General features: G+C 53.2%; 24 protein-coding genes, 1 tRNA gene and 1 riboswitch. Of the genes, 20 read left to right on the top strand and 5 right to left on the bottom strand.

Translation table 11 applies throughout. The annotated features are described in order from the left end of the window. Positions 1-22 precede the first annotated feature (22 nt). From GEOB_RS08845 to GEOB_RS08835, 3 genes are all read left to right on the top strand, one after another. Positions 23-598 (top strand): ANTAR domain-containing response regulator, encoded by a 576-nt coding sequence (locus GEOB_RS08845; protein WP_327049824.1) that lies wholly within the window; start codon positions 23-25, stop codon positions 596-598. A 377-nt stretch (positions 599-975) separates the two neighbouring features. Further along, positions 976-1,833, top strand: coding sequence for a zinc metalloprotease HtpX (gene htpX / locus GEOB_RS08840; protein ID WP_012646864.1), 858 nt, complete (start codon positions 976-978; stop codon positions 1,831-1,833). 87 nt (positions 1,834-1,920) lie between these two features. Further along, on the top strand, positions 1,921-2,850 hold the full coding sequence (locus tag GEOB_RS08835; protein WP_012646863.1) for a TerC family protein: 930 nt from the start codon (positions 1,921-1,923) through the stop codon (positions 2,848-2,850). Between the two features lie 55 nt (positions 2,851-2,905). Here GEOB_RS08835 and GEOB_RS08830 read toward each other — a convergent pair whose 3' ends face one another. Both GEOB_RS08830 and GEOB_RS08825 read right to left on the bottom strand, forming a co-directional pair. Continuing rightward, positions 2,906-4,207 (bottom strand): hemolysin family protein, encoded by a 1,302-nt coding sequence (locus GEOB_RS08830; protein ID WP_012646862.1) that lies wholly within the window; start codon positions 4,205-4,207, stop codon positions 2,906-2,908. Positions 4,208-4,361: 154 nt separating this feature from the next. Further along, a complete protein-coding gene (locus tag GEOB_RS08825) occupies positions 4,362-5,045 on the bottom strand; it encodes a hypothetical protein (protein WP_012646861.1) in 684 nt (227 codons plus the stop codon). 209 nt (positions 5,046-5,254) lie between these two features. On the opposite strand from GEOB_RS08825, the gene GEOB_RS08820 reads away from it, so the two are divergent. Beyond that, a tRNA-Sec gene (locus GEOB_RS08820) sits at positions 5,255-5,352 on the top strand. Between the two features lie 848 nt (positions 5,353-6,200). Here the strand turns inward: GEOB_RS08820 and GEOB_RS08810 are convergent. After that, positions 6,201-6,788 carry a class I SAM-dependent methyltransferase gene (locus GEOB_RS08810; protein WP_012646858.1) on the bottom strand — a complete coding sequence of 196 codons (588 nt, stop codon included), beginning with the start codon at positions 6,786-6,788 and terminating at the stop codon, positions 6,201-6,203. A 247-nt stretch (positions 6,789-7,035) separates the two neighbouring features. Then, positions 7,036-7,112: riboswitch (cyclic di-GMP riboswitch) on the top strand. 80 nt (positions 7,113-7,192) lie between these two features. On the opposite strand from GEOB_RS08810, the gene GEOB_RS08805 reads away from it, so the two are divergent. From GEOB_RS08805 to GEOB_RS08795, 3 genes are all read left to right on the top strand, one after another. Next, the gene (locus tag GEOB_RS08805; protein ID WP_012646857.1) at positions 7,193-8,089 is read left to right on the top strand and encodes a DUF4382 domain-containing protein; all 897 of its coding nucleotides are present in this window, start codon (positions 7,193-7,195) and stop codon (positions 8,087-8,089) included. Between the two features lie 164 nt (positions 8,090-8,253). Continuing rightward, complete coding sequence (locus tag GEOB_RS08800) at positions 8,254-8,850, top strand: chemotaxis protein CheD (protein ID WP_012646856.1); 597 nt, start codon at positions 8,254-8,256, stop codon at positions 8,848-8,850. Between the two features lie 14 nt (positions 8,851-8,864). Further along, entirely contained in the window at positions 8,865-9,131 is a 267-nt protein-coding gene (locus GEOB_RS08795) for a hypothetical protein (RefSeq protein WP_012646855.1), read from the top strand. Between the two features lie 95 nt (positions 9,132-9,226). Here GEOB_RS08795 and GEOB_RS08790 read toward each other — a convergent pair whose 3' ends face one another. Continuing rightward, positions 9,227-10,510 (bottom strand): hypothetical protein, encoded by a 1,284-nt coding sequence (locus GEOB_RS08790; protein WP_012646854.1) that lies wholly within the window; start codon positions 10,508-10,510, stop codon positions 9,227-9,229. 93 nt (positions 10,511-10,603) lie between these two features. Between GEOB_RS08790 and GEOB_RS08785 the strand changes: the two genes are divergently transcribed. The 4 genes from GEOB_RS08785 (at position 10,604) to GEOB_RS08770 (ending at position 17,284) form a co-directional block, all read left to right on the top strand. Continuing rightward, on the top strand, positions 10,604-11,236 hold the full coding sequence (locus GEOB_RS08785; RefSeq protein ID WP_012646853.1) for a DUF4136 domain-containing protein: 633 nt from the start codon (positions 10,604-10,606) through the stop codon (positions 11,234-11,236). Between the two features lie 132 nt (positions 11,237-11,368). Beyond that, the gene (locus GEOB_RS08780; RefSeq protein WP_012646852.1) at positions 11,369-11,569 is read left to right on the top strand and encodes a cold-shock protein; all 201 of its coding nucleotides are present in this window, start codon (positions 11,369-11,371) and stop codon (positions 11,567-11,569) included. Positions 11,570-11,788: 219 nt separating this feature from the next. Beyond that, the gene (locus tag GEOB_RS08775) at positions 11,789-14,737 is read left to right on the top strand and encodes an NAD-glutamate dehydrogenase domain-containing protein (RefSeq protein WP_012646851.1); all 2,949 of its coding nucleotides are present in this window, start codon (positions 11,789-11,791) and stop codon (positions 14,735-14,737) included. 90 nt (positions 14,738-14,827) lie between these two features. Next, complete coding sequence (locus GEOB_RS08770; protein WP_012646850.1) at positions 14,828-17,284, top strand: methyl-accepting chemotaxis protein; 2,457 nt, start codon at positions 14,828-14,830, stop codon at positions 17,282-17,284. Positions 17,285-17,300: 16 nt separating this feature from the next. On the opposite strand, the gene trmB is transcribed toward GEOB_RS08770, so the two are convergent. Then, on the bottom strand, positions 17,301-17,933 hold the full coding sequence (trmB, locus tag GEOB_RS08765; protein ID WP_012646849.1) for a tRNA (guanosine(46)-N7)-methyltransferase TrmB: 633 nt from the start codon (positions 17,931-17,933) through the stop codon (positions 17,301-17,303). 230 nt (positions 17,934-18,163) lie between these two features. Here trmB and GEOB_RS08760 point away from each other — a divergent pair, with 230 nt between their 5' ends. The 9 genes from GEOB_RS08760 (at position 18,164) to cls (ending at position 26,362) form a co-directional block, all read left to right on the top strand. Further along, entirely contained in the window at positions 18,164-18,409 is a 246-nt protein-coding gene (locus GEOB_RS08760; RefSeq protein WP_012646848.1) for a DUF6364 family protein, read from the top strand. Beyond that, positions 18,406-18,828: a type II toxin-antitoxin system VapC family toxin gene (locus tag GEOB_RS08755; protein ID WP_012646847.1), complete on the top strand. Its 423-nt coding sequence runs from the start codon at positions 18,406-18,408 to the stop codon at positions 18,826-18,828. Before GEOB_RS08760 ends, GEOB_RS08755 begins: the two co-directional genes overlap by 4 nt. Positions 18,829-18,871: 43 nt before the next feature. Continuing rightward, positions 18,872-20,242: a DEAD/DEAH box helicase gene (locus GEOB_RS08750; RefSeq protein ID WP_012646846.1), complete on the top strand. Its 1,371-nt coding sequence runs from the start codon at positions 18,872-18,874 to the stop codon at positions 20,240-20,242. Beyond that, positions 20,229-21,239, top strand: coding sequence for a helix-turn-helix transcriptional regulator (locus GEOB_RS08745; protein ID WP_012646845.1), 1,011 nt, complete (start codon positions 20,229-20,231; stop codon positions 21,237-21,239). Before GEOB_RS08750 ends, GEOB_RS08745 begins: the two co-directional genes overlap by 14 nt. Positions 21,240-21,310: 71 nt before the next feature. Continuing rightward, positions 21,311-22,459 carry a class I SAM-dependent methyltransferase gene (locus GEOB_RS08740; RefSeq protein WP_012646844.1) on the top strand — a complete coding sequence of 383 codons (1,149 nt, stop codon included), beginning with the start codon at positions 21,311-21,313 and terminating at the stop codon, positions 22,457-22,459. Positions 22,460-22,553: 94 nt separating this feature from the next. Then, on the top strand, positions 22,554-23,192 hold the full coding sequence (locus GEOB_RS08735; protein WP_012646843.1) for an HAD family hydrolase: 639 nt from the start codon (positions 22,554-22,556) through the stop codon (positions 23,190-23,192). A gap of 51 nt (positions 23,193-23,243) precedes the next feature. Next, the gene (locus GEOB_RS08730) at positions 23,244-24,644 is read left to right on the top strand and encodes an aspartate ammonia-lyase (protein ID WP_012646842.1); all 1,401 of its coding nucleotides are present in this window, start codon (positions 23,244-23,246) and stop codon (positions 24,642-24,644) included. A 59-nt stretch (positions 24,645-24,703) separates the two neighbouring features. After that, positions 24,704-24,925, top strand: coding sequence for a NifU family protein (locus GEOB_RS08725; protein WP_012646841.1), 222 nt, complete (start codon positions 24,704-24,706; stop codon positions 24,923-24,925). A gap of 249 nt (positions 24,926-25,174) precedes the next feature. Beyond that, a complete protein-coding gene (gene cls, locus GEOB_RS08720; protein WP_012646840.1) occupies positions 25,175-26,362 on the top strand; it encodes a cardiolipin synthase in 1,188 nt (395 codons plus the stop codon). The last annotated feature ends 29 nt before the right edge of the window (positions 26,363-26,391 follow it).

Below are 26,391 nucleotides of genomic sequence, written 5' to 3'. Positions count from 1 at the left end.
AGGGCAAAATCATGATAAGGTGGTGATTCTATTGAGAAGCGTACTGATATGCGACGACGAGCCGGTTCTGAGGATGAGCCTAAAAAATAAGCTGAAGGATCTCGGCTTTGCCGAAATAATAGAATGCAGTGACGGAGAGGCGGCTGTTGCATCGGCCTTGAGCCGCCTGCCGGACATTGCCATTTTAGATGTTTCCATGCCGAAAATGGATGGCATCAGCGCAGCAAAGGCCATCCGCAAAAAACTGAAAGTGCCGATTCTGCTCTTGACCGCCTGCATGGACCAGCAGACAGTGGCCAAGGCAAAAGAAGCGGGTGTAGCCGCATTCCTGACCAAGCCGTTCCGCGACCAGGACCTGTGGCCTGCAATGGAGCTGGCCTTTGCCCACGCCCACGAAATGGACGAACTCAGGGAACAGGTGGAAGATCTGAAGGAAACCATAGAAAGCAGAAAGGTCATCGAAAGAGCAAAGGGGGTGCTCATGCGTAGCCAGGGTCTGACAGAACCGGAGGCTTTTCGCAAAATGCAGAAACTGGCCATGGACAAGCGAAAGTCGTTGCGCCAGATAGCCGATGCTATCCTGTTGACCGAATCTTAAATTGTCACGATCCTTGACATAGCCCACCGCTTTGCATATATTTGTAGCAGTAAAGGGGAGTAGCAATCGGCCGGAGAAATGGCCGACCCTCAGTTCGTCAGGACGGCCAGCAGGTTGTCGAAAAACGTCGAGAGGAAGCCGAAATGCAAGGCTAAAACGAGCGAAAAGCCGAAACGTACCCATTGTACGATGAGGTTTTGAGCAAGTGGTAACGCAGCAGATCGGCTCCGCAGCAGTTTTTCGACATTCTGCTAAAGGCCCGGACCAGGGGCCGCGACATATGTCAACGCATGCAAGACCTTTATCCAACGCGATATCAACACGTCTGGGTAAAGGTCTTTTATGTTTGCCCGGACGAAACTCAATGGAGGTTAAAAATGAATCGACTGAAAACTACCCTGCTCCTGACCTGCCTCACCCTGCTGATGGTTGCCATGGGCAGCGCCATTGGCGGCAGAAGCGGCATGGTCTTCGCCTTTTTCGTGGCCTGCGCCATGAACGTCTTCTCCTACTGGTTTTCCGATAAGATCGTTCTCCGCATGTACGGTGCCCAAGAGATAACCGAGATGGAAAACCCGGCCTTTTACGGCATGGTCCGCAGGCTGGCCATTCAAGCAGGCCTTCCCATGCCTAAAGTTTACATCATCCCGTCGGAGAGCCCCAATGCCTTCGCCACCGGGCGAAACCCGGAGCATGCGGCAGTGGCTGCCACGGAAGGAATCCTGCGCATCCTTACCCAAGAGGAGTTGGAAGGGGTGATGGCCCATGAGCTGTCCCACGTGAAGAACCGCGACATTCTCATCTCCACCATTGCCGCCACCATCGCCGGCGCTATCGCCATGCTCGGAAACATGCTCCAGTGGGCGGCAATCTTCGGCGGCGGCAGGCATAACGACGAAGAAGGAGGGGGAAGTGCAATAGGCGGATTGGCCATGGCCATCATCGCCCCCATAGCGGCAATGCTGATCCAGATGGCAGTTTCCCGTTCCCGTGAATACATGGCGGATGAATCGGGGGCAAAAATCTGCGGCAACCCCTTATCTCTGGCAAGTGCCCTGCGCAAGCTGCAGAGCGCATCACAGATGCTTCCCATGCACGAAGCCCGTCCGGCAACAGCCCATCTATTCATCGTCAACCCGCTGACAGGCGGCGCACTGCTCAATCTTTTCTCCACTCACCCCCCCATGGAAGAGCGGATCGCTAAACTTGAGGCGATGGCCTACCGCCCCCGGTAATCCGACGCTGGAGGAGAGCCTGAGTTTCAGGCTCTCCCTCGTTTTTTCCTTTTTGAATCCAAATAAATATGCTGTCAGGAGATCTTAGTGTCAAATCAGACAATCATGTGGGTGGCTTTTGCCGCTGTAATGACCGTAATGTTCGTTCTCGACCTGGGGGTTTTCAACCGCAAGACCCATGAGGTCAAATTCCGTGAAGCCCTTACCTGGACTATCATCTGGATCTCCCTGGCAATGATTTTCAATGCCGGCGTATATTATTTCATGGGACCGGTCAAGGCGCTGGAGTTCCTGACCGGCTACGTGATTGAGGAATCATTGTCCGTGGACAACCTCTTCGTCTTCATCATGATCTTTTCCTACTTTCATGTGGCAAAGCACCACCAGCCCAAGATATTGAAATGGGGCATACTGGGGGCACTGGTCATGAGAGGGGTCTTCATCATCCTCGGTATCGGGCTGATAGAGCGATTCCACTGGATGATCTATATCTTCGGCGGGCTTTTGGTTGTAACCGGAATAAAAATGGCCTTCGGCGGAGACGATCATATCGAGCCGGAGAAAAACCTGCTGGTACGCCTGGTGAGGAAATTCGTTCCGGTCACCAAGCGGGTGTCCGGCGACCGCTTTTTCATCAGAAAGTGCGGCAAGATTGCCGCCACACCTCTTTTCCTCACCCTGCTGGTGGTGGAATCCAGCGACGTGATCTTTGCCGTCGATTCAATTCCCGCCGTTCTCGCGGTCACCCACGACCCGTTCATCGTCTACACATCAAACGTCTTCGCCATAATGGGGCTTCGGTCACTCTACTACCTGCTGGCCCACGTCATGGACATGTTCGTTTACCTGAAACTGGGCGTCTCATTCATCCTCTGCTTTGTCGGTGCAAAAATGCTGCTCGGCGATGTATTCGAAATGCCCATCTATTTTTCCCTGGGCGTCATCGTCGGCTCCCTGACCATTGCCATACTCATCTCGGTATTCGTCGGCAACAAACGGAAAAGCAGACATGCCTGAATGAAAAGGGGCGCCCAAAAGCGCCCCTCAATCACCAATCACCAATCACCAATCACTAATCACCGTTCTTCCCGACAATCCTCACCTTGACTATCGAAGTCTTTTTCACCTCTTCACAAACCAGTGTGTAATCATGCCATTCCACCCGTTCCCCCTTCTCAGGAAACCTTCCCAACTGGTCCAGAATCAGGCCGGCCAGGGTGTCATAGGGGATATCCTCCGGCAATTTGATGCCAAGCAGGTCTTCCACATCATTGATGGAAATGAGGGCATCAACCATGAGGCTGCCGTCAGGCAGTCTCTGCACCCGTCCCGGGCCGATGTCATGCTCGTCCTCTATTTCTCCCACCAGTTCCTCCAGCAGGTCTTCCGTGGTCACCAGACCATTTAAGCCTCCATATTCATCCACAACCAGGGCCATATGGGTCCTCTTCCTCTGCATCTCCTTCAACAGGTCATTGACACGCTTTCCCTCCGGGACATAAAAGGGAGGCCGGATAATGGTGTTGATATCAAAATCAGGCTCGGTGACGATTCGCCCCAAGAGATCCTTCAGGTGGACCACCCCGGCAATGTTCTCCACGCTGCCATGGAATACCGGATAGCGTGTATATTCGTTTTCCAGGACAAAATCCAGCATTTCCTTGCGGGAAAGGTCCAGGTCGAGGGCAGCCATCCTGGTGCGTGGAACCATTACTTCACGGACACTGGTGTGGGTGAAATCGAAGATATTGCGGATATATTCCGATTCGGCAGCACTGAAAACCCCGGTTTCATGGCCTTCGGCAACAATATGCTGCACTTCTTCCCTGGTAATGAAGGCCCGCCCCTCCCCTTCGATGCGCATCAAGGAAAGTACAGCCTTGCTTGAAATAGTCAGAAATGAAACGGCGAGGGTGCTGACCCTTGCCAGAAGGTTCAATGGCTTGGCTATATATAAGGCCATGGTGTCGGCATATTGAAGGCCGATGGTCTTCGGTACCAGTTCCCCGATAATCAGACTCAGGTAGGAGACAATGATGACGACGATGGACACGGCCAGAGGCTCGGCCGCATCACTGACCAGTTCGTAGGGAACCTGCTGCAAAAGCGGTTTCAGGTGCTCCGCAGCGATTATCCCCCCCACTGCGGAGGCGGTCGAACCTACCACCGTCACGCCAATCTGGACAATAGCGAGCAGACGGTGGGGATCCTTCTGCAAGGCTTCAATTATCATCGCCCTTTCGTCGCCGGCAGCCACAAGCTGAGCTACCCTGCTTTTTCTGATCGAGATAATGGCAAACTCGGAACAGGCAAAAAAACCATTGATGACAATGAGGATTGCAATTACAACAAGTTCCACTGAAACGGTTTCCAAAAAATCCTCCCGTTAAAAAAATTTTCTCATTTTCCATTCAACAACCGGCTTTGTCAACTGTTGATATTGCCGAAGCACCACCAAGCGTGAGTCTGCGTAGCAAAAACAAAAAAAGGGGCAATGCCCCCCTCTGAAGAAACAACCGTAATTTTTTTCAGTTCTTCACTACATATTTAATTTTCGACTCGGTCGCATCCATCACCTCGATCATGACATTTCTCACGTTGATCATATTCGCCGATGTCATCTCGTAGGTCAGGACCTGGGAAAGCGTGGGAGTTTTCATCGTCCCGTTGAACTCCTGATAGGTAAGGCTAATGGCGGAATCCGTTCTGCCGCTGTAGACAAGGCGCGCCTTGTAACTGTCTTCCAGAGGAACATCCGTGTAAACAAAAAGCCCGTGGAGATGATTTACCTGCCCGGACTCCCGATCGGTGTCGGTGTAATACAAGCCGGCAAACTCCCCCCAGGGCTTGATGATAAAAAGGGGCAGCTTGGTCGCCAGTGGAATCCCGGTGCTGGTGGTAACATCCTTTTCGGAAATATCAGGACAGAGACAAAGGTAATCGCCGCTGGACAATTTTCCGTTACACACCCAGACAGTCCCTTTTTTAACCGGTGGAAAGACCAGATTGTCCATTTCGGGCAGGTAGTAGTTAGTCGAAGCAACAAAACCGGGTAAAGCCCTGATATAGCCTGTTTCATACATGGTCCCCCCCAGCGCCGCCGTTTTCACCACGCCAGGCTCAAGGGTATCCAGCTTTTTCAAGGTAGGATGCAAGGAGCTGGTACAGCCAAACAGCAAAGATGCCATAATCGCAAAAATCGTTAGTTTCATTGTTCGATATCTCCGATCCATTTTCTGGCACAGCGTTTGTCCTCCTGCAAAAGTTCTGCCTAAATGAAGCACCTGTAATGTTCAGACAAACCGGCAGCATCCGAAGCATATTTCGGTCGCGAATAACCAATATGGGTAGGGAAATTTCCTGAAATAAACTTTGTGTTGACTAGCAAGACCCGATGCTTTATCTATACAGAAAACAAAGGGGAAGCACGACCGTCGCTGGTGGGCGGCCCGGTCTTCAAAACCGGTGAGGGGGATGAGAAATCTCCCTGGTGGGTTCGATTCCCATGTGCTTCCGCCAGAACCCTAACCCATTGTTTTGACTACAGTTTAGCCTTGTTGCCCCAGTGTACCCAGTTTGCTACACAGGAGGAGGCTTATGTCGTCTTATCTGCTCGACAGGAACGGCAACTATCCCATCCATATCCGCATCCCCTCAGACTTCACTGGTGTAATCACTGCTTCCAAGCTTGTAAAATCCTGAAAACAAGGGACATAAAGACAGATAAGGTTGCTGCCCTCCCCTGTGATGCCGCTATCAATATTCCGTTTGATCTTGCGTTTCATAAACCCAGCATCTTTTTATATTTTTATGTCGTGCAACCATGCCTCGATTGATAGCGAGTCTGGAGGACCAGGTCTTAACCTTAGGGCAGTCGAAGGCAACCCATTATGCTCGGCCGCGAGATGTCCGCGGAGCAGGATGCCGTTTTCCGGCATATCGCATTGATGAAGAGGGTAATGCCCATCCGTTGGGTGATCTTCTATCCATCCGTGGAGGGTTCCATTGGCAGCCGGCTACAACCCGGGAGCAGACATACCGTCATCTTCCTTGGTTCGTTCAAGACATGCGTCCCGATGGCTTTATGGGGATGGCCTTTGCTCAGCGCGTTGGCCCAACTCTCGGGCTGCCATCAAGACTTCCGGACTGGAATGATGATCATGCCCTTGTGGCATTGGCGCGTCGCGGAGAGGATATCATTGGCGACCTGATCGTTGGAGAGGAGTCTCTCGCGCGATACCTGGAAGCGGCTCAGCTTGACCTAGGGACCGGGCTGCCGGCGACAATAGGATTTCATCTACGTTCCGCGCCGTGTGTGCTGAAAATCTCAAGAAAGTAGAAAGAGCGAGCAAAGGTCCTCGCCTGGTTTAACAGCAGTAAACGCTCTGAGGTCGCACCCGGAGTTCCCACCCATGGTCGTCCACCAGCTGATAAACGGCTGCCAAAGCCCGGTGACGGTAATAATGGCAGATTCGCTTGAAGCCGTAGGGAGTGACCAGCCTGTCCAACTCATCATGGGAATAGGTTTTGATGCAGCTGTTGCATTTCATGTAATGGGTACAGCCGCTGCCGCAAGGTACCAGGTTCTGACGGCAGCGCACCTCAACCAGCAGATAGCCGTCCCGGCGCAGGTTTCTCACCGTATTTCTCAGATAAAGCTGTTTCTCCGGACCATCAGGAATAATATTAAAGACAAAATTTGAGATGACCAGATCCACATTGAGCCTTGTCTGTTCCAGTTCAGTAGCTTCAATCAGTCCGGCAAGGCGACTGGCAGCAGGTTCTTCCTTCATCCGGCCTATCTGCTCCGGCAAGTCTGCGGCGAAAACGTTAAATCCTTTACCGGAAAGGAAGAGAGAATTGCGAAGCTTGCCGGCACCATAATCAAGGACACGCCTTGCATTCCGCTGCTGAAAAAACCTGTAATAGCGCATGATGCTGGTCGCTGCGTTCATAATTGCCTCTCACATTCAAGCTAAATACAACTTCAATACATATAAACATTTACTATAAAAATGATCAACAAAATTATTACATACTCTACTTTTTTTATAGAGTTTTCTCTACGGAAAAGTTCAGACTGCACCCTGTACATTAATCCTATCCGATACGCTACCGTCTGCAATAACCCCCGTTTTCCGAATGCCTTGACTTTCACTGGACGCCATGCATAATGTCGACAACATTAATACCCCTGGTGGTAGACGATAATACTCAACCATCCGCGAGGATGGGGCGGAAAGCCTAAAGGGTCTCTCTGAGACAGCCGGGTTGCCGAAATGTCATCGATATTTCTGCCCCGGCTTTTCTTTTTCCGAAAGGCCGGGAACAAGGGGAAATTCGCTGCTAGGAGGTTGTCATGCTGAAGAAGGTAAGAAGTTTATGGGGATTGACATTGGCGGTTTTGCTGGCACTGGCGGTTTCGCAGTTGCCAGGTTGTGGCGGTGGCGGCAGTTCCACCCCCACCGGCACACTCAAGGTCGGGCTGACCGATGCCCAGAGCGATGCTTTTGCCAACGTGTTCATCACAATCAAGGAAGTCCGCGTCGTACCGGCAGGCCTTGAAAATGCCAAGGACGACGATGCCCGACTCCCCGTCGTCGCCGCATTCACAACACCCAGGAAGATCGACATCCTGACGCTGCGCTTTGTGCAGGAAGCGCTGGGCGAGGTCGTTCTGCCGGCCGGGAAGTATAACCAGATCCGGCTTGTCCTGGCACCCAATGAGGGGCAGAACGCGGCCAACTATGTCGTGCTGAAAACGGGTCAGACCATCCCCCTGGATACTCCCAGCGGTCAGCAGTCGGGGCTGAAGATTATCGGGAAAGTCGATGTCAAGGCGGGAGTCATCAACGCCATCGTCATCGATTTTGACCCCAATACCGCCATTGTCATCACCGGTAGCAACCAGAGCAATCAGAAGTATGTCCTCAAACCCACCGGCATCCGCATCGTTCAGTCAGGAGATGTTTACAACAGCTTCGGTTCACTGACCGGCTACGTCTCGACCCTGGGCAACTGGTCGACGGCTACCGTCTCCGTCGTTCCCCAGGCAAGTAGCACCGCCATCGCTGCCGGCAGCATTTTCGCCAACGCCACAAGCGGCGGTCCCCGGGTTCCCTTCAGCTCCTTCGTCCCCAGCGGGACCTATCGTGTCCATGTTGACGCGAGCGGTTTCCTCCCCTATTCATCCTCTCTGCAAACGGTTACGACAGGTAATCCGACTGCCGTGGACATCATCCAGCTTCTGAAGTAGCGATACTCTTCCCCAGGGGCACCGTGCAATGGTGCCCCTGCCCCGCCTTCAACCGCCGTTTCCCCCATCGGTTATCGATAAATAGTTGTTTCCTTATCACATCCTGCTATGATATTTTCTCATAAACTTCTACGAGCCCTTGTACATATCGCGGAAAAAACGGCATGAGAATCGAAGCAATTGGCAGGTTCAAAAGGGTTATTCTTGACCCGGGCGAATATCATGCGGCGACAGATGCGACCGTGATTTCGACCCTGCTCGGCTCATGCGTTTCCGCATGCCTCTATGATCCGATCGGCAAGGTCATCGGCATGAACCACTTCCTGCTCAGCAACCGGCGATATTCCAGGGATCTTCCTCTCTATGTCTCCGAAGCCGGTCGTTACGGCATTCATGCCATGGAACTCCTGATCAACGAGATGCTGAAAAAGGGGGCGCAGAAGCGCTTTCTCAAGGCAAAGGTATTCGGCGGGGCTAATATCATGGTCAGTAAGGAATCATTAGGCAATTTCGCCTGCGTCAGCGAAGTAAACTGCAGGTTCATCCGGGAGTTTCTCAAAAACGAGAATATCGATATCGTTGCCGAAGACCTTGGCAAAGATCATGGCCGCGTTATCCACTTTTCCAACGGAGATTTTGCCGTTTATGTGCGAAAGATTGGCCAGAATAGAAGCCAAAGCCTCCTCATAAGAGACCGGGACTGCTGGCAGAAAGCCATCGAAATGCAGGAAAGGACTCTGCCGGCAATCGACATCTGGTAACAGGAAAGGTATGTATGATTGAAAATATAGGCGCCGATATTTACAGATCATGGACCGATGAAAAGCGGCGGGAAGAGATCGGCAAGCTCATCGAAGGATACCGTAACGGACTCCCCTTGCCGATCCTTTGCACGATGGCAACTGCCATAGCCGGCAATGAAGCCGGTGCCCGGAAACACCTCATCAAGCTGATGCCCCTCAGGGAACGCAAAGCACTGGTAACAAAGGAAGCCGGCACCGACACTGATCTCCATACACGCCTGAGCGGTTTTTTCATCTGACTTGCCTTTGAATAACGCAAGCAGGCAGCCGAGATGCCGGACTTAAGTGAGCGAGGGGTTGGAAAGTATCTGGTGTATGCCAGGGTTCCTGTCCGTCAGCCGAACATGTAGACCAGCTTTCCCTTGTCATAGAGCTGTATCGGCCCATCTTCCGAGACCTTGATCACCTTCCCCAACAGCGACGCAGCGCTTGCCGCCGTTGTTCTCCCCCCGCCGGTTATGAGGTCAGGGGTCATGGATGTGTCTATTATCAGACCCGTATCCAGCAATTCACCCTTTTCGTTGAATACCGTCAAGCCATCAGAAGAAAGAATCCTCACCAATTGCCCGGAATTCTTCAGATCACTCACCTTCAGATCCTTCACCTGGTCGATGAGCATGCTGCTCAGCGAATCATGCCCCCCGACCGAGCCCTTCTTCAGGGAATCCAGAACTCGTTTTTCCTGCTCGCAGATAAGAACAATGGTACCGTGGCGGATCTTGGACAGTGAGTACAGGGTCATGATCAACAGCTCCTGTTCCCGCTCGTCCATGCTCCCATCGAGAAAATACTTGTAGATGTCCGGATCGAACAGGCTCCAGTTTCCCCTGCGCCAGACAAAGAGCTTGTCGGGACAGGTCATTACCTCCAGCTCGGAACTGAAATTGATATCCACGGCAAAAGCCCCTTTCCCTGCCCTGTTCAAAAGACCGAACGTGTTGGCATGGTACAGGCGCTCTACGGCATCGCAGTGTCCATAACTGTCGAACTTGATCATGCCGGTAACACGCATGTTGATGTTGCTGGTGAAGTAGGTTCCCATGCCGTCCACCAGCCGGTATGTCAGGGGAGAGGCGAAGAATTCCGGCGAAATACTCAGGTTGGGTTTGAAAACATTCCAGGAAAATTCGGGACCGCTGCAGGCATCGCGGAAGGCATGCAGTTGCTTTCGGTAGATGATGAAGCCGGTAGTGGCCGGTACCCCCTCGTTGCGGTGATAAGACAGGTTCTTCAGCATCTGGATGAGCCTCTGGATGGACCAGAAAGCCCGATGGTGCTCACGGCGCAGATACCGGGCAATGGCTATATCCATCAGCGAAGAAAGCAGGGCTGTCCGGTAATGGGCTTCATGGCCATTTTTCTTGAAGCCGTTGAACAGCACCTGGAAGGCAGAGGCGAGCTCCTCCCCGAATTTCCTCTCGGTATCGGTGAAGGGAATATCGCTCCGCTTAAAGTGAAAGGCGAAATCACCCGCCTCTGTTCTTATTTTCCTGGCAAAGGCAAACCGGCCGTTTCGCTCGGTTTTAGAAACTTCATCGTACTTGACAACCAGGGCGGCGGCCCCACCATAAAAGGCCTCGATACCGGTCCTTATTGTCTCAAATACCTTCTGAGGCATTCCTCCCCCGATCCAGCCACATTGCTCCCAATCTGTCTTGCACCGAATAGATTCATGGTATAATTAAACATACTTCATTTAGGAGGTTACCACATGCAGCCATTCCATGCAAAATTCCCGGTGCTCCTGTTGCTGATGATGTTTGTTACTTCTTGTGCAGCAACCCGTATGGTCGACTCATGGCATGCACCGAACCAGGGCAAGAAGTATCAGAAGCTGCTGGTCTCACGGGTTACCAAAAACCACAGTAACCAGAAAATATATGAAGACGTGCTTAGTGCAGAACTCAAGCAGAGAGGTGTCGAAGCGGTGCCTGCCCACATGTACCTGAAGAATGGAGATACACTCGCCAAAAGGCAGGCGCTGGAAAAAGCGGTGCAGGAATCGGGAGCCGAAGGGATTCTCTGCATGCAGACCACCAACATGGAAAAAAGGACCAATGTCCAGCCCGGCTATATGGATAATTATCCAGGCTACTGGTATCCCTCAGCATTTCCATACTGGGACATGTATGGCTATTACGGAGGCGCATCGACCTTTTATGAGCCCCCCGTGGTCACCACCTATAACGTTGCCACCATACAGGTGCATCTCTTCGATACAAGCAGCAGCAAACTGGTCTGGGCAGCTACTTTTGAGAGTTCGGAACCGGGCAATGCCGTAAGTGTGAGCAAGGATCTGGCTGATGAGATTACAGACTCCCTCTCCAGGGAAGGTTTGATCTGATTTTTTTGTTGCATTTAAAAATTAAATAAATATAATTAGCCCTCTTTTGACAACGTTGAATTATTTGTTAGAGTTTTTTCAATATCCGGAAATACTCCGGATAAAATCACATCAACCAGGAGATAAAAAGTAATGGAAAAAGGCACGGTAAAATGGTTTAACGACAGCAAGGGGTTCGGTTTTCTTGAGCAGGAGAACGGTGAGGATGTGTTCGTCCATTTTTCTGCCATAACGGGTGATGGATTCAAATCTCTCACCGAAGGCGATAAGGTAACCTTTGACGTAACCAGAGGACCCAAGGGTCTCCAGGCGGCAAATGTGACCAGAATGTAGTTCTCGAACAAATGGATGCTTAATAAGCCTTGGTGAAAACCGGGGCTTTTTTTACCTCTGATACCTGCCAATGCATGCTGTCGGCCACTTGCCTCCGCTGCTTCCCTCCAATTTTCACCTTGCATCCCTGCCACTCCCATGGTTTATTTTCTAATTCGAAGGATATACTCCTAAGGTAATGGAGTGGCGCGAGCTATTGGCGTTATGGAGGCGACAACAATGAAGAGTCCAATCACTGCGAAAAAAGGCGAAAACGCAAACGTTCACTGGCTCAAAGAGCAGATGAACCCTTACTTTTTCATCTCCATGAAGGATGAACCCGGAGCACTCACTCTGCTGGAGAAGGGACTGGGGACACTGCGGGAAAACCGCAGACTGATCCTTGCCGACCGGGACAAGACCTTCATCATGGCCATGGTCAACGCTCCCGGGACCCTGTATGATTCACTCCGCCGGTTTCAGGAGCGGGATATTTCCTATGCCATGTTTACCCATTCCCATGGACTGATGCCGGGCATGGAACAGGCACTGGAAATCCAGCGTTTCGAGTTCGACCGCAAAAGTAATGAAGAGATAGTTGGCGGCAGGAACGTTGAGGTACCATCTCCCATCAGAAGAAAGATCGTCAGCGAGCTGAAAAGCCGGTTTCCCGCCTTTGATTTGAAAGACCTGGACCGGCTACTCCGCATCCTCTGGCTGAATAATGAGAACTATGTCAGGATATCGCCGCCGATCAGGGTTGCCCGGATTCTGCAGCTGCTCCAAAGGGGTAATCAGCAGGGGGGGCTTTATCTGGGGTTGGAACAACTGCCAGGGGGCAGGGAGTCCAGAATCCTGTTTGCTGTCGGCAATCCCCCACAAAAGGATTTTCTCTTTCAGGTAATGGAGGTCTTCAACCGGCTGTCGCTGGCCGTCAACCGGGCCTATTGCCTGACCGTCTCCAACGGCGTCCACCCGTATTTCCTTGGCACGTTCTATGTGCTGCACCGGGACGGAGAACCGCTGGCAAAAGAGGATCAGGTTTTCACCCGTCTGCAGCAGGAGCTCTATAATACCCAGATTTTATCCACGAAATCCCTGCTGTACCGTGATCTGGTCATGAACAGCCTGATGAATGGCGAAGACGCTTCGCTGATCAGCGCCTTCATGGCCTTCTGTCATAGCAGTCTGTCCCACAACAATCCTGACAGATTCGATGAATCGGAAGTGAAAAGTGCCTTCCACTCACATCCGGAAATGGCCCTGCAATTGGTCCGCCTTTTCCGGACACGCTTCGATCCAACCGGTACTACTGAAGCCACTTATGCAACGATACTCGCCGATACCAAACGGGAGGTGGACGAGTACAACACCGGGCATAAACATTTTGACGAACTTCGCCGGACGATCTTCCGCTCTTGCCTGGTCTTCATCACCCATACTTTAAAGACAAATTTTTTCGTCCTTGAGAAACAAGCCCTGGCTTTTCGCCTGGACCCTGCCTACCTGGCCGCACTTGGCCCCGAATTCACCGCCGACCTGCCCCAGGCAATACCTTTTCGCATTACCTTTTTCTTCAGTCGCTTCGGTTTTGGTTATCACATAGGTTTTTCCGACATCGCCCGGGGAGGCTGGCGCACGATCATCGCCCGCAGCGATGATGATTTTCGTGCTGCAGTCAGCACCCTCTTTCGGGAAAACTTCGTTCTCGCCCATACACAGCACCTGAAAAACAAGGATATTTACGAGGGGGGCTCCAAACTGGTGATGGTGCTGAATGTTTCCGATCTCAGTCCGCGGGAGCGGGAAATGGAGACTTGGCGCCTCTACAAGCTGCAATACGGCATCATCAACGCCTTCCTGGATATTTTCATAACTGACGGCGGCATTGCCAGCGATCCTCGGGTCAAGGATTACTACCGGGAAGACGAGCCCATTGAAATAGGTCCCGATGAAAATATGCACGACTCCATGATCGAAACCATCGCCAGACTTTCCGCCCAAAGGGGCTACATGCTCGGCATCGGCATCATCTCCAGCAAGAAAGTGGGCATCAACCACAAGGAGTATGGCGTAACCTCCACAGGCGTGGTGCGGTTTGCCGAGATCACCATGGAGCATGTGGGCATATGCATGGGTCGGGATCTTTTCAGCGTCAAGTTCACAGGCGGGCCTAACGGCGATGTGGCCGGCAACGCCATGCGCATCATGCTTGACCGCTGTCCCCGGATGTCCATCCGTCTCATCCTCGACGGCACGGCTGCCCTCTTTGATCCTTCAGGGGCAGACAGGAACGAGCTCTCGCGGATAGTGCTGAAAAAAGATCTGGATGCCTTTGATCCGGCGGCTTTGCACCAGGGGGGATTCATGCTCTTTCGCACCGGCAGCCGCAAGGACGGGTTGAAGGAGCTCTACCGCAAGGTCAGGAAAACCGAAACCGGTCTGGCAGAGGAATGGATCTCCAATGATGAGTTTCATAGGGAATTCGACAGCCTGCCTTTCACGGTGGAAGCCGATTTGTTCATACCCGCAGGGGGACGCCCCGAGACCATCGACCGGGACAACTGGCAGCAGTATTTCCTGGACGACGGCAGACCATCGTCCAGGGTCGTCATCGAGGGAGCCAATTCCTTTCTCACCCCGGAAGCCCGTGTCCAGCTGCAGCAAAAGGGAGTCATCATCATGCGCGATGCCTCGGCCAACAAATGCGGCGTCATCTCCTCTTCCTACGAGATCATAGCCAATCTGCTCCTGACCGAGCAGGAGTTCATGGAACACAAGGAACGGTATGTGTCGGACGTGCTGCAGATCCTGGAGAAAAGAGCCGCCGATGAAGCAAGGATCATTCTGAAACGCCACCGGGAGGACCCGCTACTCCTCTACACGGAAATTTCCGATGCACTGAGCAGCGAGATCAATGGTCATTACGCCCGTCTCTTCAGATATTTCCAGAGCCACCCGGAGCTGTGCCTGCAGCCTCTGTTCCGTAAGGCCATTCTCAATCACCTCCCCCGCATGCTCAGGGAGGAGCCCCGTTACCGGCAGCGTGTCAAAAAATTGCCTCAGAAATACCTTTTTGCCATCCTGGCAGCCGAGATAGGCTCTTCGCTAGTCTATGAGGGTGATCGGGACGAAGCATTCGCCGATGCCATCAGACTGCACCTGTTGCGGACTTTAGGCCACGGATAAGCGTCTTCATATCCTGGAGGACCCTCACCTAATGAGCACGGTACAACATTTGCTCATCCCTTTTTCTATTATGATTGAAGAGGGGGTTTCATGAAGAAGGGGTTCACCATTAAGCAGCGGGTGTTGGCTACCCTAGCCGGCATATTCTTCGCTGGAAGTCTGGTGATGGGCTTATGGAGCTACTTTAACCAGTTACGTCAAATAGAGCAGAGTCATAGTCAACTGGCCCACGATGAGAGCCGGCTTTTCAAATCAATGATCGCCATCGACGGCGAAGGACTTGCCCGCGCCCATTCGGGCCTGGACCGGCTCGATGACATAATCGCCCCTTTTGCGGCAAAAAACCGCGAACTCCTCATGCTAAACGCTGCGGCAATTCTCGCAGAACTGAAACAGAACAACAACATCACCCATCTTTATTTCATCGAACCTGACGGCACGGTGTTTTTGAGAGCCCACAAACCCGAGCAGTCAGGAGACCGGTTGCAAAGGGCGACCTATCTTCAGGCGGCCGCCACCGGCAATATAGCAAGCGGCCTCGAGATGGGAAAAAATTTCTTCTCACTGCGCAGCGTCCGTCCCATTTCCCACGCAGGGAACCCGGTCGGATATCTGGAAGTAGCCCAGGAAATCGACCACGTCTTTGACCAGATGAAGGGGATTACCGGCAATGATGTGAGCCTTTTTCTCGTGGAAGACTTCATCAAACTGAGGAAGGCGGAGATAAACAAGAAAAAGGCAGGCAATTTCACCATTCTCGAATCGACAGCCCCTGAAAAGACGCTGCAACTGGCGGCCAAGCTGGGCCGAAAGTTAAACCAGGGCCTAAAAGAAGATCTTGTGCAAACCATCACCATCGGCAACAGCAGATATGTGGTCGGAATCAGCCCTGTACTTGACGCGTCCGGCACCGCTGCCGGCATCCTCCTTTCTACCAAAGATGTCTCTCAGCTCTATACCTCCATTTGGAAGGGAATCCTTATCAATATACTGCTTTTCGCAGGCATCATGGCAGGAGCACTGCTGCCGCTCTATTTATCCTTGAAGAAAAGCATGAAACTGTTCACATCCCTGCGAAATCACATCCAGCATGTGACGACAAACTGGGATCTGGCAGAGAAACTGGAAGTGGGCACATCCGACGAGATAGGTCAGCTCGCGGTTGATATAAATAACATGACTGAAAATCTGAGCATGGTTGTCAATCGTGTCCGCCAGTCCAGCAATGAATTGGCACAGATTTCATCAACGCTGCAAGAGGTTTCCACCCAAGTTGTGGTTTCGGCAAGGCAGCAGGTGGATAATGTTCAGCAGACTTCAGCTACAGTCATGGAAATCAGTTCATCCGTGAAAAAGGTTACCGGCAGTGTCGATGGTCTTTCCTCTTCCGCCTCCCAGACCTCTTCCTCGATTACGGAAATGGTTGCCGGCATCGAAGAGACGGCTATCAACATGGATGCTCTTGCCGACATGGTGGAACAGGTAAGCGCTTCTGTTACCCAGATGACGGCAGCCATTCACCAGGTTGGCGCCAACGTAACTACCCTGTCTGACTCGGCGTCAAATACCTCCGCATCTGCCACCCAGATGGATGCCACCATCAAGCAGGTTGAGAAAACGACAAGAGAAAGCGTGTTGATAGCGGAGCAGGTACTGAATGACGCCAACCACGGGAAACAGTCGGTGGACGCCATCATCGAGGGCATTAAGGCCATCAACTCTTCAACTATGGTCACTGCAGACGCCATCAACAATCTGTCAGCCAATGTGGACAATATCGGAACCATTCTGGCGGTCATCGACGAGGTGACCGGCCAGACAAACCTGCTTGCACTCAATGCATCGATCATTGCGGCGCAGGCGGGCGAGCACGGCAAGAGCTTTGCTGTAGTGGCCGATGAGATCAAGGAACTGGCTGACCGGACAAAAAATTCCACCAGGGAGATCGCCGACGTCATCCGCGGCATTCAGGGGGAAACGGAGCGTGCAGTCAAGGCCATCAAGGATGCGACCAGCCAGGTTACGCAGGGAGAAAAACTTTCCCGATCCTCGGAAGAGGCTCTCATCAAGATCGTCGAGGGAGTGAAACAGAATTCACAAAGGGTCGACTTGATCGCTCGGTCCATGGATGAACAGGCGACCACCAGTCAATATGTCAGTACGGCCATGCATCAGATGAGTGAAATGGTAAGCCAGATTGCAACGGCCAACCGGGAGCAGGAGAAAGGTGGAGAAATAGTTCAAAAGGCCGCCTCAAGCATGGGAGACCTGGCAAGGATCGTAAAAAACGCCACCCAGGAGCAATGTCTCGTGGGGGGACAGATCACTAAGGCAACCGAGCATGTGAGCGACATGATCAGTCAGATCATGGTTGAAACACAGGAGCAGGGCAAGGGAAGTGAGCGCATCATAAATGCGGTGGAAAACATCCGCATTGCCACAGATGAAGAACTAAGTTCGGTACAGACTCTGAATGACTCCCTCGACAAGCTCGGGAGACAGATAGGCAGATTGCAGGCAGCTGTCGAACAGTTTCAGGAAGAGTAGTCAAACAGGTGCCTGATCAAAGGGCACCTGATTTCCCATAGTGCACGAAGTAGATCCGCTTCCCCTCCCCCATGAACTTGAGCATGTACTTGGAGAGATGATATCCCTCCAACTCATGCCGGTAAAGGTCCGGGGCAAGACAGTTCTCGAATCCCTCCACGCCGGGAAGCATCCCCGCCACGTCAATACCGTAGTCGTCGAAATCAGTGGCAAAATAGAAATCTGCCCCAGGAGCCAGGTAGTCCCGGAGGAAGTCCATGAACTGGGGGTTCACCAGCCGTCGTTTACGGTGCTTCTTCTTCGGCCACGGGTCTGGGCAGTTGATGTAGACAGCCGACAAAGAGCCCTTGGCGATGCGCTCGACGATAAACTGCCGTGCCTCTTCCCGCAGAACCCGCACATTGTTCAGCCAGTGGAGATCAATGCGGCGGCAGGTCTTGTAACACCCCTTATTGTAATAATCGATGGCGATGAAATTGGTTTCCGGCATATCCATGGCGGTTTTCACAATAAAATCGCCGATGCCGCAGCCTATTTCCAGGGCCAGCGGCCGATCGTTGCCGAAGATGGCCGACCAGTCGGCCGGGCTGGCCAGGGTTTCGGCTTTCAGGTAATTGGGGGATTCGATGTGGATGAAGGATTGGGTCATATCAATTTCCGTGATCTTTTTGGTTTTTAGAGCAGCATTCCCTTCAGCCTCTCCAGGTCATCCATGGCTGACCGAAGCCCGGATGCGGCTTAACTACAACGTTAACATACAGCGTAACGTGGAATTTTGCCAGAATTTGCTTGTAGTCGCGCCAGCACCACTGCTTTGCTTACAATCACCCTTGCCTTTACGTATTTATTCTGATAAATAATACGTAAAGGAGTACTATCATGAATGCAAAATTGACACTAAGCTTGGAGAAGGACGTCATCGAGCAAGCAAAGGAATTCTCCCGAAAGCAGCATAAGAGTCTGTCAAAGCTGGTTGAGAACTATCTGCAGCAGATCACCCGCTCTGTTCCCCATGAGGAGCATATCACTCCCCTGGTGGCCGAACTGTCCGGGCTCATAAAACCGGACCGGGTAAAACGTCGCAAGGACGAATATGCTGCATACCTGACGGAGAAATACCGGTGAAAAGAACCGTCTTCGTCGATACGGACATCATTCTCGACATATTAACCAGCCGTGAACCATTCTATCAGCCTGCTGCACGGCTCTTCACTCTCGTGGAAAGGGGAGAAATTAAGGCATGCGTGTCGTCGCTCACCTTCGCCAACCTCTTCTACATCCTGAGAAAAGAGCTCTCCTCCCCAAAGGCCATAGAGGTGCTGAAAAAGCTGCGGCAGCTGGTGACGGTGCTGGCAGTGGATGACAAGATTATCGGCCTGGCGCTGAACACAGGCTTCAACGACTTCGAGGATGCCATTCAATACCAGACGGCACTGAGCAAGGAGATCGCCTGGTTGATCACGCGCAACATAAAGGATTACCGGAAGCCGGTTCTCACGGTCTGCACTGCTGAGGAATTCCTCGCGAGCCGCGCTTCGGCCTGACCAGCCCGGATGACTGCAAAATACCAAAAGAAGGATTAAACCCATGAAATTCACCGATTTGAATCTGCCGGAACAGGTGCTGAAGGGCATCGCCGACACCGGCTTCACCGATTGTACCCCTATCCAGGAAAAAGCCCTGCCTCCGGCTCTTCTGGGAAAAGATGTGGCCGGACAGGCCCAGACTGGCACCGGCAAGACCGCCGCCTTTCTCATCTCCCTCTTCACCAGACTATTGAACCAGGAAAAAGCCGGCACCGAACACCATCCACGGGCGCTGATCCTTGCCCCGACCAGGGAACTGGTGGTGCAGATCGAAAAGGATGCACAGGCCCTTGGCAAATATACGGGCTTCAACATCCAGGCCATCTATGGCGGCGTCGACTACATGAAACAGAAAAACGCCCTCAAGGAGGGGGTAGATATTGTCATCGGTACACCGGGGCGGCTCATCGACTACCTGAAGCAGAAGGTCTACAGCCTCAAGAACATCGAGGCGCTTGTCATCGACGAAGCCGACCGCATGTTCGATATGGGCTTCATTGCCGACCTGCGCTTCATCCTCCGCCGTCTTCCCCCCTTTGACGCGAGGCAGAACCTGATGTTCTCGGCGACCCTCAACCAGCGGGTCATGGAGTTGGCCTACGAGTTCATGAACGTGCCGGAAAAGGTGGCCGTCACCCCTGAGCAAATGACGGCGGAGCGGGTGGAGCAGGTTCTCTACCATGTGGCGAGGAAGGAGAAATTCCCGCTGCTGTTGGGGCTCTTGAGGAAAAAGGGCATGGACCGGACCATGATCTTCGTCAACACCAAGCGGGAAGCCGAATATCTTTACGACCGGCTCAACGCCAATGAATTCCCGGCGCGAGTCATCTCAGGCGATGTGGAGCAGCGCAAGCGAATGCGCATTCTGGAGGACTTTAAAAACGGCAAGCTTCCCATCATGATCGCCACTGACGTCGCCTCCCGGGGTCTGCACATCGACGGGGTCTCCCATGTCATCAACTACGACCTGCCCCAGGATGCGGAAGACTATGTCCACCGTATCGGCCGCACCGCCCGGGCCGGGGCCGAGGGCAAAGCTATCTCCTTGGCCGATGAAGACGGTGCTTTCCACATCGAGGACATACACGAATACATAAAAGAAAAGATTCCTGTTGAATGGGCCGAAGACGAGCTGTTTGTCCATGATTACAAGCGGACCAAGCCACGGCCGAAGCCTGAATCGAAACCTGCAGCCAAACCAAAGGGTAGAAACCACGGCAAATCAGGGGGGAAAGCTCCTGCCAGGACAGTGGAAAAACCGGTTGAAACCGTGGCGGTAGAGGGAGAAGCGGTAAAGAAAAAAAGGCGGCGGCGTCCGAAAAGGAAGAAACCTGCCGGTGAAGGGGGACAGGAGCCAAATGCAGAAGGGTAAACCGGCAAAGAAGTATTCCCAGGCCGGACGGCTCCATGACATCATCCGGCTGATCGAGGCCCGCCATGGCATCACCATAGAAGAACTGGCCGAAGAAGGGGGAGTCAACCGCCGCACCATCCACCGGGACCTGAACGCTATCCAGGAGGCCGGCTACCCGCTGGTCTCCGACTGGGTCAACGGCTCGAAGACCTACCGCTTCCTCACCCGCTTCAAGGATGTTCCCCCCATCAACTTCACTCTCCAGGAACTGATGACCCTCTCCTTCCTCCGTTCCCAGCTTGACATTCTCAAGGGCACGTCCTTCCACGAAGACATGGATGCCATCTTTCACAAGGTCAACTCGGTTCTCCCCCCACGCTATGCCGCCCATATGGACCGCATAGCCCGGGTGTCCCTGCCGCTCTTGCAGGGGGCACGCGACTACAGCGGTGTCGCCGAACAATTGAAAACCATCCGCGACGCTCTTCTCTACCAGTATCGTTTGACCATCACCTATGGCCCCCCCACCAAAAAATCTGCCGAGGAATACCAGGTCGATCCCTACACTCTCATCTACAACAAGGGAGGGCTCTACCTGCTGGGCTATGCCCACAACCGCCGGGCAATCCGCACCTTCGCTGCTGAACGGATAAAAAAAGTCCAAGTGACGAAGGAACGCTTCGAGATGCCGGAGGAATTCCGCCCGGAGGACCAGTTCAAATCGGCATTCGGCATGGTGGAAGAAACACCGATGGCGGTCAGCATCCGCTTTTCCCCCACCATTGCCCATACCATCAGCGACCGGATCTGGCACCCGACGCAAACGATCCGCCAAGAGCAGGATGGCAGCATCGTACTCTCATTTACGGCAGGAGGAAGGATGGAGATGATCGCCTGGATCCTCTCCTACGGCCGTCATGCGGAGGTCCTGGAACCGTCCGACCTGCGGGAAGAATTGAAGGCCATCGCAATGGAAATGACCGGCATCTATGGGTGTAGTCCCTCCTACCCCTGATTCCGGCCAGGGGTTGTCACGTTGACATTTGAAAGCCCTTGTTTTATAAAGTTACATTTTCTGGAGATCCGATGGAAAGTACACCAGCTTTAAAAGATATTCTCCTTGAGAGGATATGGAAGGCAGGACGGCTCACCTTCGCCGATTTCATGGCTGCCTGCCTCTATGAGCCGGGGCTCGGCTATTACACCTCTCCCGGGCGGAAAGTGGGCGCGGAGGGCGATTTCTACACCAGCATGAACGTGCATCTCATGTTCGGCCGGCTCATTGCCAGGGAGATCTCCCGGATGTGGGAGATACTCGGCTCGCCGGAAAGTTTCACCATCGCCGAAGCTGGAGCAGGGGGAGGACAGCTGGCCAGGGATATCCTGGATACCATCGCCGAGACAAACCGCTCCTTCTACGACGTCCTGACCTATCGCTTGATTGAAAAAGAACCGACTCTCAAAGAGGCCCAGCAGGAAAAACTTACCCGGCATCTTGCCCGCCTCAGCTGGTCGGCACCGGAGGATCTTGCCGCAGGCAGACTGCACTTTTCGGGCTGCGTGCTCTCTAACGAGCTGATCGATGCCATGCCGGTGCACCTGGTGGAGATGACTCCCGCCGGACTGATGGAAGTTTATGTGACGGCAATTGACGGCGAGTTCGGCGAGATGCTCGATGAACCGTCCACGCCGGCTCTGGCCGATTATCTGAAAGAAAACGGCGTGACTCTTCTTGCCGGACAGCGGGGGGAAATAAATCTTGCCGCTACGGGCTGGCTGAGGTCGGTGGCAGATACCCTGGAAAAGGGCTTTGTCTTGACCATCGATTATGGCTATGAAGCGGATGAGCTTTATGCCCCCATGCGCAAGAACGGCACCTTGCTTTGCTATTATCAGCACACCACCTGCGAAGATCCATACACCCGCGTCGGAGCCCAGGACATAACCAGCCACGTCAACTTCACCGCGCTTATCAGGGAAGGAGTGAAATGCGGGCTGCACAGGGCCTGGTTCGGCGAACAGTACCGTTTTTTGCTGGGAGCGGGGCTGATGGAGGAGATGCTCGCCCTGGAAAAGAGCGGGGCAACGGAAACGGAACTTTTGAAGACCCGCCTGGCGCTTAAAAAGCTCATGCTGCCGGATGGCGGCATGGGTGACACCTTTCGCGTCCTCATCCAGGCAAAGGAAGTTGAAGATCCGCGTCTTTTGTGCATGAGAGACTGGGGAAAATTTTGACAGTGCGGCATCCGGTTGCTAGACTTTTAGTCTGAAAATCAGCTGCTGATGGCATTGGGCAGACATACAGCCGGAAGAAAGGAAACAACCACACGTGCAAAGCGATATCAAAGCCCTGATCTTCGATCTGGACGGGACCCTCTATGTCAACAACGACTTGGGCATGGAAATATCACGTGCCGCCTGCAGATATGTCTCCGATTTGAAAAGCATCACCAACGACGAAGCCGCTGAATTGATAAACCAGACGAGACGGGACCTTTCCCGGGCCACCGGGCTGGATTCCACATTGAGCCACACCATTCTCGCCCTGGGCGGCGATCTGCGAACCCTTCACAACCGCTTCTCCGAGGAGATCACCCCGGATGACTTCCTATCCCGGGACCGTCGGGTAGGGGAAATGCTGAAGGGGCTCGCCAACAAGTTCGAGATGTATATCTACACCAACAACAACCTGCGCCTCTCAAACAGCATCATGGAGCTGATCGGGGTAAAGGGTCTGTTCACCAGGGTCTTTACCATCGAAGATGACTGGCGGCCAAAACCTGACCCGGAAGCCCTGGAACATATCTTCAGGCAGATCGGGAGAGATCCCAGCGAGTGCCTTTTTATCGGCGACCGCTATGATGTTGACCTGCGCATTCCAGCGGGCATGGGCAGCGCCGTCTTTCTCGTCAGCAGCGTCATCGAGCTGCTTTCACTGGCCAAATTTCTGGCGAAGGACAATCTGTGAGCAGCAGGAAGGTAATCGGCCGGCAGACGGTAGAAGGTAAAAGGTAAACTAATGGTAAACCGTCAGGAAAAAGATACTCTCGGCACAGTCCAGGTCCCGGCCGGGGCATATTACGGCGCCCAGACGGCCCGTGCCGTGGCCAATTTCCCCATTTCCGGCCTGAAGCCCCACCCAGCTCTGCTCCGGGCAACGCTAATCATCAAGAAATGCGCGGCAAAGGCAAACATGGCCACAGGCCGTCTGGATGAAAAGATTGCCACGGCCATCATTCAGGCGGCGGACGAGGCCCTGGCCGGTGCATTTGCCGGGGATTTCGTCGTCGACCCTTTTCAGGCGGGTGCCGGCACCTCCCACAACATGAATGCCAATGAAGTTCTTGCCAACCGTGCCAATGAGCTTCTCGGCTGCCCGATCGGCAGTTACGAACAGGTCAACGCCAACGATCATGTGAACATGGCCCAGTCCACCAATGATGTGTTTCCCACTGCCATGCGCCTCGCTTCCCTGCAAATGGTAGCCCTCCTTCGCCATGAACTGGAGCAGCTGCGCGATGCTCTGGCCGCAAAAGGGCGAGAGTTCGACCATATTCTCAAGTCCGGGCGCACCCACCTGCAAGACGCTGTGCCGATCCGCCTCGGCCAGGAATTCGAGGCCTATGCCGTTGCCATGGATAAGAACGTGGCCGGCCTTGATCGATGCCTGCCGGACCTGAGCAAGCTGGGTCTCGGCGGGACCGCTGTGGGCACCGGTCTCAATGCGGAACCGCGCTACATAGAACTGGTGGTGGAGGAAATTGCCAGGGAAACGGGCCTGCCGGTGATGAATGCCGGTAACCTGATAGAATCGACCCAGAACATGGACCCCTTCGTTGTCCTCAGTTCAGCCCTCAAGGGGCTTGCCGTCAACCTGATCAGAATCGCCAACGACCTGCGCCTGCTCTCCTCAGGGCCCAGGACCGGCTTCAACGAGATCAATCTTCCTCCGCTGCAACCGGGCTCGTCGATCATGCCGGGCAAGATCAACCCGGTAATGGCTGAAGTGACCGACATGGTAGCTTTCCAGGTAATCGGCGCCGATACCACCATCACCCTGGCCGCCCAGGCAGGACAGATGGAACTGAATGTAATGATGCCGGTTATCGCCTACAACCTCCTTTTTTCCCTGGAGATCCTGAAAAACACCATCGCCAAATTCAGAGAAAACTGCATCCTGGGCATCACCGCCAACGAAAACCGCTGCAGCCGGTTTCTGGAAGAGTCGGTGGGTCTGGCAACGGTGCTTGCCCCATATGTGGGTTACGCTGCGGCAGCGGAAGTGGCCAAGGAATCCATGAGAAGCGGACAGAGCATAAAAGAGGTAATTCTTTCCCGGAACCTCCTGTCACCGGAAGAACTCGCGCAGATCCTGGCTCCGTATCCACTCACCAATCCGGGAGTACCTGGAAAGGCTTGATGAACGAGAGCAATACGTTCTATAATGACAAGCAACGCAAAATAAAAGGAGAAGACGAAATGATCGAAGATGTAAAAAAAGTGCTCGATACAATCCGCCCTAATCTGCAGGCGGATGGCGGTGATGTTGAATTGGTCGAGGTCGGTGAAGACGGCGTCGTCAAAGTTAAACTGGTGGGAGCATGCGGCCATTGCCCCATGTCCACCATGACCCTCAAGATGGGTATTGAAAGAACCCTGAAAGAAAAAGTGCCGGGAGTTAAAGAAGTAATTTCCGTCTGATTCACCTAGGAGTCTGTCGGACTTAGAATGAATCGGCTGCGAAAATGGCAAATCGGTCCGGATCTCCGTAAATTTTCGACAAATAGGTCCACTATTCGCTCTCAAATTTCCAATATCCGTCCTCGATTTTCCATTCTCTCGCTTCGATCCCTAAGTCCGACAGACTCCTAGGCGCGGCTTTAAACCGCGCCTTTACTTTTTTTCGGGCGCAATCCGGAGACTTTTACCTCACCTGCATCGGCTGATTCCATGTCCCTAATACGGCGGAAAAGAAAATATCGCATCTTTCGCACCCCCCGCTTCTTCAACATGTTCAGAAGAAACACCGATGCCGCTGCCTCCAGAGGAAACAGGGTGGAACTCTTCAGAAACGGGGAAGAGTTTTTTTCTGCTCTGTTTCAGGCAATTGGCCAGGCAGAAAAGGTAATCTGCCTCGAATTCTATCTCATCCGTGACGACAACACCGGCCGTGCCCTGGCTGATGCCGTTCTCCAGGCTGCAGAACGCGGAGTAAAGGTTTATCTCCTCTACGACTATATCGGCTGCTTCGACACCCCCGGTGCCTATTTTCGCAGGCTTGAGAAAGGGGGGATCGTCTGCTGCCCCTTCAATCCCCCCACCTTCAGCAAGGGTATAGGCTGGTTCGATAAGCGCGATCACCGGAAAATTGCCGTCATCGATGGCAGAACAGCCTTCACCGGCGGACTGAACATCGGCGATGAATATGCCGGATGCGGCGAGGACTTCGACCGTTGGCGCGATGTGGGGATACGCCTTGAAGGTCCTGCCGTACCGGAATTGAACCGGCTTTTCCGGGAAAACTGGCACAGGGAGAGGTCGACCATCCCTGAAGGTTGCGTTGACCCTTACCTGCTGGACAGTGCCGGTGAGGACGAAGTGCTTATCGTCAATGGCGGCCCCCACCATAACCGTTCATTCATTCGCAGCGCCTTCCGCATGGCTATTGCCGGTGCTTCGGAAAGCATCGTCATCGCCAATCCTTACTTTGTCCCCGGGCCACGTGTAATCCGCTCGCTGCTTCGCGCTGTCGGCCGAGGAGTACAGGTGCGCCTCATCCTCCCGGCCAAAAGCGACGTCCCCATAGTCCGCCTCGTCAGCAGAAGCTATTACGCATCGCTGTTGAAGAACGGCATCGAAATTTACGAACGGCAAGGAACTATTCTTCATGCGAAGGTCATGATAATCGACAGCTGCTGGTCGGTGATAGGCTCGGCCAATTTGGACCAGCGCAGCTTTCATCGCAATTATGAGGTCAATGTCATTGTCGACAGCCCATCGTTCGGCGCGCAGGTTTCGCAGATGCTGATGGCTGACCTGGCAAGATCAAGAAGGATTGTACTTGCTGAGCATGAGCAGCGTGGTTGGTTGGTTCGCATGATGGAGCGCGTCTGCGCACCAGTGAGCTGGTTTTTGTGAATTTTTTGAATAAAGTTGTAAATTTTAAT

Origin of the sequence: Geotalea daltonii FRC-32 (assembly GCF_000022265.1) — a bacterium.
GTDB classification, from domain to species: Bacteria; Desulfobacterota; Desulfuromonadia; order Geobacterales; family Geobacteraceae; genus Geotalea; species Geotalea daltonii.
This window is presented reverse-complemented; position numbering and strand designations above follow the sequence as displayed.